The 5,778-nt window shown below is 61.5% G+C and carries 6 protein-coding genes; all 6 read left to right on the top strand.

Translation table 11 applies throughout. The features are described 5' to 3' along the window. Window positions 1-100: 100 nt before the first annotated feature. The 6 genes from JC607_RS24920 to JC607_RS24895 all read left to right on the top strand — a co-directional run bounded on the left by JC607_RS24920 (window position 101) and on the right by JC607_RS24895 (window position 5,698). Window positions 101-811, top strand: coding sequence for a pyocin knob domain-containing protein (locus tag JC607_RS24920; protein WP_198839401.1), 711 nt, complete (start codon window positions 101-103; stop codon window positions 809-811). Between the two features lie 33 nt (window positions 812-844). Beyond that, window positions 845-1,111, top strand: a complete 267-nt coding sequence (locus tag JC607_RS24915) for a hypothetical protein (protein WP_198839400.1) — start codon at window positions 845-847, stop codon at window positions 1,109-1,111. A 154-nt stretch (window positions 1,112-1,265) separates the two neighbouring features. Further along, complete coding sequence (locus JC607_RS24910; protein WP_198839399.1) at window positions 1,266-2,795, top strand: hypothetical protein; 1,530 nt, start codon at window positions 1,266-1,268, stop codon at window positions 2,793-2,795. 210 nt (window positions 2,796-3,005) lie between these two features. Continuing rightward, window positions 3,006-4,712, top strand: a complete 1,707-nt coding sequence (locus JC607_RS24905) for a calcium-binding protein (RefSeq protein ID WP_198839398.1) — start codon at window positions 3,006-3,008, stop codon at window positions 4,710-4,712. Window positions 4,713-4,784: 72 nt separating this feature from the next. After that, a complete protein-coding gene (locus tag JC607_RS24900) occupies window positions 4,785-5,111 on the top strand; it encodes a phage holin family protein (protein WP_370584954.1) in 327 nt (108 codons plus the stop codon). A 29-nt stretch (window positions 5,112-5,140) separates the two neighbouring features. After that, on the top strand, window positions 5,141-5,698 hold the full coding sequence (locus tag JC607_RS24895; RefSeq protein WP_198839397.1) for a hypothetical protein: 558 nt from the start codon (window positions 5,141-5,143) through the stop codon (window positions 5,696-5,698). Window positions 5,699-5,778: the final 80 nt, after the last annotated feature.

Raw genomic sequence — 5,778 nt, 5'->3', positions numbered from 1 at the left:
CGAACGGTCTGACGAAATATCAGGGGGGGCAAAATTGGGCGCCGATGCCCCCCGTTAGGGGGTCAAAGTTGCACGCCGAAACACAAACTGGATGCGGGTCATGCAATATGACGTGACGCAATCGGTCTCGGATACCACGGCGAACAGGGTCACCAGGGTCGGGGATTTCGGGATCGGTGGCGGGATTGCTGCGACCATCGAGAATGTCATCGCCAATATCGACAGTGCCACCATTCCGACTGGCTCAGGGCAGACCACCTCGGCCACGACCGGCACATTCCCTCCCGGCGAGAATGCCTTCGGCACGCTGTTCACGATGCGGTACAACAACACGACCTGCCTGCAAATCTGGCAGTCGGCGCTCTCGGACCATCTCTATACCCGGCGCTATCGTTCGACCGAAAGCCCGATGTGGAGGCCGTGGCGCAAGGTCTGGAGCCAGTCCAACACGACCGTAGACAGCAATGGCTTCATCAAATCGGCCAGCCCCATCCTGCGGCTGTTCGCGGATCGGACAGAGGAACCTGTGCAGGATACCGGGGCGGCCTTTGAGCGGGTGTCGGTCGGTGTCTATGCGATCACCGGCACCCAGGGGCTTGCGCAAACCGGCTGGCAGATCGAGGTGCCGAAAGACCATAACGGCAACCGTCTCTGCCATATCGCCACCGGGTGGGCGGGCGGCGTCCTGACCATCAGCGTGAGCGAGCCGCAATGGTCGGATGGAAACTGGATCGCCGGTGCGCCGGTCGATGTGCCCGAGGGACGCTGGATCGATCTTCGGCTGCACGAGGATCCGCCGGACGCCGGCTGACCCCGTCCTTATATCCCCCCACAGGAGACCACCATGTCCGACCCCTTCGGCTCTCACGCGGTCGGCCGCACCGCGCCCGGCATGCGCCACCGCACCATCACCCCCAGCGACACCGTTGATCTCGCCGTATCCGGCGAGCGCCCCCGCGTGATCGTCTGCACTGTCGCCGGCAATGTCGCTATCCGCGATGATGCGGGCACGGTGATCACTTATCCCCTGACTGCCGGCCAACCCCTGCTTTTTTCACCCTGCAGGGTGATGGCGACCGGCACCACGGCCACTGTCGTGGGGTGGTGGTGATGCTGGGCCCCGGTCTTTCGCTGTGGTCCGGCGCGCTGACGGGGGGCGGCCAACCGCCTCCCGCTGCCCCTGTCGCCCTCATCAACCCCACCACCGGAGCCGCCTGGGTCACGCCTGACGGCAAAATGCTCGTGATCATGAAGGAGGCCGGCTGATGGCTATCGAAATCCCCAGCGTTCCGGCCACCATTCCGACACAGGTGTTTGACCCTGACGCGTCCTACGCCGCGAAAAGCGGTCCGTCCGGCAACCTGATCGAAGTCCCGTTTCCGGATGCCATAACGCCCGGCGATATGTTTTTGCCTGAAGACTTTGTGGCACATATCGAAGATCCCGGCCCCTTTTCGGCATGCCATGGCCGGATGAACTACACTGCGGAGCAGATCTTCGACCGTTTTTCCACGGCGCGCAGCAATCCGGACAATATTTACGTTGTCGACACCGTCTCGGGATCAGACAGCAACAGCGGGGCATCTGAAGCCTCGGCCTTCCAGACGATAGGCAAGGCAATTGTTGCGGGCCGTGCTGCCGCGGTGCCGTTTAAGATCCGGCTTCGCGGTGGCGGCACAGCGGCGCAGGACGCGATCCGCAACAAAAACTTCCGCAATGGCTCGCAGAACGTCATGTATGACTGCGATGTGGATTTCTGCGTCGAGTTTTACAACGGCCAGATGACGGTTGGTTCCCATGTGGATTTTGCCGCCCCGCCGCTGCACACCGGAGCGAGCTTCACTTACGCCATCACGACGACCAGCCTCGATGCGGTTCTGGACCGTGCCAGAATAAACGGGGATGGGTTCTATGAAATGCCGCCGCGGGTGCCGTTCGTGGGGAGCGGGGATATCCCTCCCGGATCCTGGGCGTATGACGGGGCTACGGGGCTTATCCGGAGAGCGGATGGCGCTCCGGTCACAAACGTGAACACCCGGATCGTGGACAGCGTTCCCAATTTCCGCAACGTTTACAATGTGTCTGTGGGATTCTTTCCCGAAACCCCGGGGGATGTTCTGATCCTCGAAGGCGGCGGGGCGGTCAATGCCCCCTTTGACGTGCTCATCGGATCTGGGGTCACGGATACGACACCCCGGGCGGTTGTGGCGAAGAACCTCCGGGCCGCGAGCTATGCGCATCATTCGAGCGGTTCCAGCCGGGCGTTCTCGGTGGACGGACTGCATGGGCTCGCCCTGTTTGACAACTGCATGGGCGCGCAGACCATGACGGATGGCTTTAACCTCCACAACGCCCGTGGCCTTACGCAGTCGGATGTCAGGACGGCCGCACTTACCATCAACTGCAAGTCGAGGGGCCACGGCAAAGATCGCCGCTCAGGCGGGCAGACCAATTATAATTCCTGCAATGGTCTCACCCTTCATGAAAACGTGGTCGGGGTGGATATCGCGGGGGATTACGGCTTCGCGTCAGGCGGCTGCGTTCGGAATATCGGCACATCGAAGCATCTGCTGGCCGGGACGCGGATGCACGATCTGGGCGACCGGTATCTCGGATCGACCACCAGGCCAACGGCATTGCGGACCCAGGACACCGCCCAGGCATGGACGTTCCGCACCCGTACACCCGATATGCCGCCCGGCACTTTGAACCGACATGTTGCCTCAGGGGCGATCTTCTCCCGTGAAGACTGGCCGTCGCGCGGTTCTGACATTGGCGACGTGCAGAACTGGTGAACCCTCTCTCTCCCATACCTGACGCGCTGGTCCCGTCGATCCTAGGCGGGGCCGCGATATGGGCGATGGTGATCGCCCCACTTCTCTGACGCGCAGGAGATACAGGCGTCCAGATTCCGGAAAATTGCCCGTAAATTGCCGTAAAGTACATTATACCCTGGGCGGAGGTCGGACCTTGTCCGGCACGTCAAGCCCGTCGGAGGAAGCCCCATGCCGCCCACCATTATCAGCACAGACTATACCGGCGCTGGTCCCGTCCACACCTTCACAGGCTCTGATGACGAGCTTGAGATCGCAGTCGGGACCACGATTGTGACCACCGGCCCCGCAATCTCCTGGGGCTTTGGGACTGGCAACCAGACGACGATCTATGGGTCGGTCACGTCGGGAGGAATGATGGATATCCGGGGCAATGGGGCCAGTCTGGTCATTGCAGCCGGTGCAGAGCTGACACTTACCTATAATGATTATTCCAGAACCGGCCTGAATGCATATGCTGGAACGACCATCTATAATCACGGCACTGTTTCAGCCCCTCACTCTGTCGGAGCTGGTCTCTGGGATACCGGGAGGATGCTGAATACCGGAAGTCTGTCCGGGTCGATGGGTGCTGCCCTGGCCGCTGGATCAGATGGGGCTGCCCTTTCCAATTCAGGCAGTATCGTGTCAACCGGGTATGCCGGCATGGCAGCACTCTTCCATGCGGGGGTCCTTCTCGCTGGTGCCAACGGGACCTTTTACAACATGGCCGGCGGTACAGTGCGGGCACAGAACGAATTTGGCGCCGGTGTGGTAATCTACAATTTCGGCGGCAACTACATCCAGAACCACGGAACCATCCTCTCGGATCATTCCTATGGCATAGATCTCAGCCAGGTTGACGCATCTAATACCGGCAGCCGCCTGTTCAACCGGGGCGAGATCACCGGCGGCAATGGCGTCTCTTACAACGGCAGCGCGGGGGCCGAGCATATCACGAACCGGGGCGATATGAACGGCGATGTAGTGATGGGCGCCGGCAATGACACCATCGACAACCGCGCCGGTACCATCACCGGCGACTGGTTCGGCGGCGAGGGCGACGACTATTACCTCGGCCATCTCAACACCACTGTGACCGGCACCATCTATGGCGGCGAGGGCAATGACACGCTGCTCGGCGGCGACAACAGCGACCGCATCAATGGCGATGCCGGCGACGATCTCATCCATGGCATGGGCGGAGATGACCTCCTCTATGGTGGCGAGGGCAATGACACGCTGGCTGGTCAGGCCGGCGATGATGAGGTCCACGGCGATGCCGGCAATGATCTGATCTCGGGCGGCGATGGCAATGATACGCTCTATGGCGGTGCCGACAATGACACGCTCCACGGCAATGAGGGTGCGGATCATCTCTATGGCGGCGAGGGCAATGATCACATCGCGGGCCATGCCGGAGACGACCATATTGAAGGCGGCGCAGGCAACGATGTGATGACCGGCGGGCTCGGCAATGACAGCCTGTTCGGCGGCGAGGGCACAGATTTCATCTACGGCAATGAGGGCGATGACGCGCTTTACGGCGGTGGCGGCGGTGACCGGCTTTATGGCGGCACCGGCGCGGATACCTTCGTGTTCCAGAGCGCGGCCGAAACGCCGGTCGACCTGGCAGGCCGTGCCTGGATCATGGATTTCACCGCCGGAGAGGACCGCATCGACCTGTCACAGATCGATGCGGACAGCGTCAGTGACAGCCATCAGGCCTTCACCTTCATCGGCAACACCGCCTTCTCGGGCACGGCAGGCGAGCTGCGCTATGACCGCGCGACCTGGCTGGTAACCGGCGACACCGATGGCGACGGCGTGGCAGATTTCTCCATCGTGCTTGCCCATGGTCCAACCGGCGTCACGGCGGCGGATTTCATCCTCGTCTGACCCCAGACCGCAGCAGACCGATCACACCGCCCGGGCCTCGCGCCCGGGCTTTTTCATGCGCAGGAGGCGCCTTTGACTGATATTCCGCCGCCCGATCCCGGCCTGATCGCCACCATTCACCAATTCATGGGCGGGGCGGCAACCGCGCTTCTGGCGGCCTTCTCCGGCCGAGCCATGTATCACGCCGGTGAGGTCCGCGCCCGGCGCCGCCCGATCCTGTCCTATGACCTGATCTGGGAAATCCCGACCGCTGTTGGCATGGCCATCGCAGGTGATGCGCTCGGCTCCTACATGGCCCTGTCGCGGGAGGTCACGGTCGGGCTGATCGCGGTCCTGTCATATCTCGGCCCGCGTGGCGCGGGGGCGATGGTGGAGCGGTGGGCCAGCCGGAAAGGGTGACGCGAAGAGCCCAGAGCGGACGGTCGGACATGCAGAGCGCAGCGGCTTTCCTGCGGGTGCGCAGCTATACTAAGATTGAGCGAAGATCCCGAATCCAATTGGAGGACAAAATGCTTGGAGTAATGCTCAGAACGGCGCTGGCGTGCTTAGGTTCGGTCATCTTAAGTGCGGGTTTTCTGGCCGTCGCAGCATCGGCAAAAGAACAGCCTGGCCCTAACGTGTTCTTCGGATTCGAAAATGTCCTTACGCCAATCGCAATAAAATGGGCTTGTGGCGGGGAGACTGGTGAGGATCTGGCCGCCCTGGAAGCACTTATGATTGCCTTCCCAGATGACGCAGAGACGTCAAAGGTGCGTGAGATCATTTATGAAACCGTTGAGGGCTCTCAGCGTGACACAGCCTTGACCGAGATTTTCGGCGGTACGCCAACAGTTGAGCAAACGAAGCTGATTTGCGCTGCTGCGCTGCCTCTAAGTATTGCATGGATGAAACCGGAGCACATGGGTTCTGGCGGTTCGGATGTCGTTCCCCCCGAACAGACAGAAGCATTTAAGTATTTTTTCCAGACCCTTGAAACGCTGGAATAATGCCTGGCCCATCGTCCGCTTTGTCCCGCATCGTGACGACAGCAGGCCCGGTCCAGCGCTGCTGGCGGTATCAGGCCGTC

The organism is Paracoccus sp. IB05 (genome assembly GCF_016405985.1).
GTDB lineage: Bacteria > Pseudomonadota > Alphaproteobacteria > Rhodobacterales > Rhodobacteraceae > Pseudogemmobacter.
The sequence above is the reverse complement of the archived record's forward strand: the minus strand, read 5'-3'. Positions and strand labels throughout refer to the sequence as shown.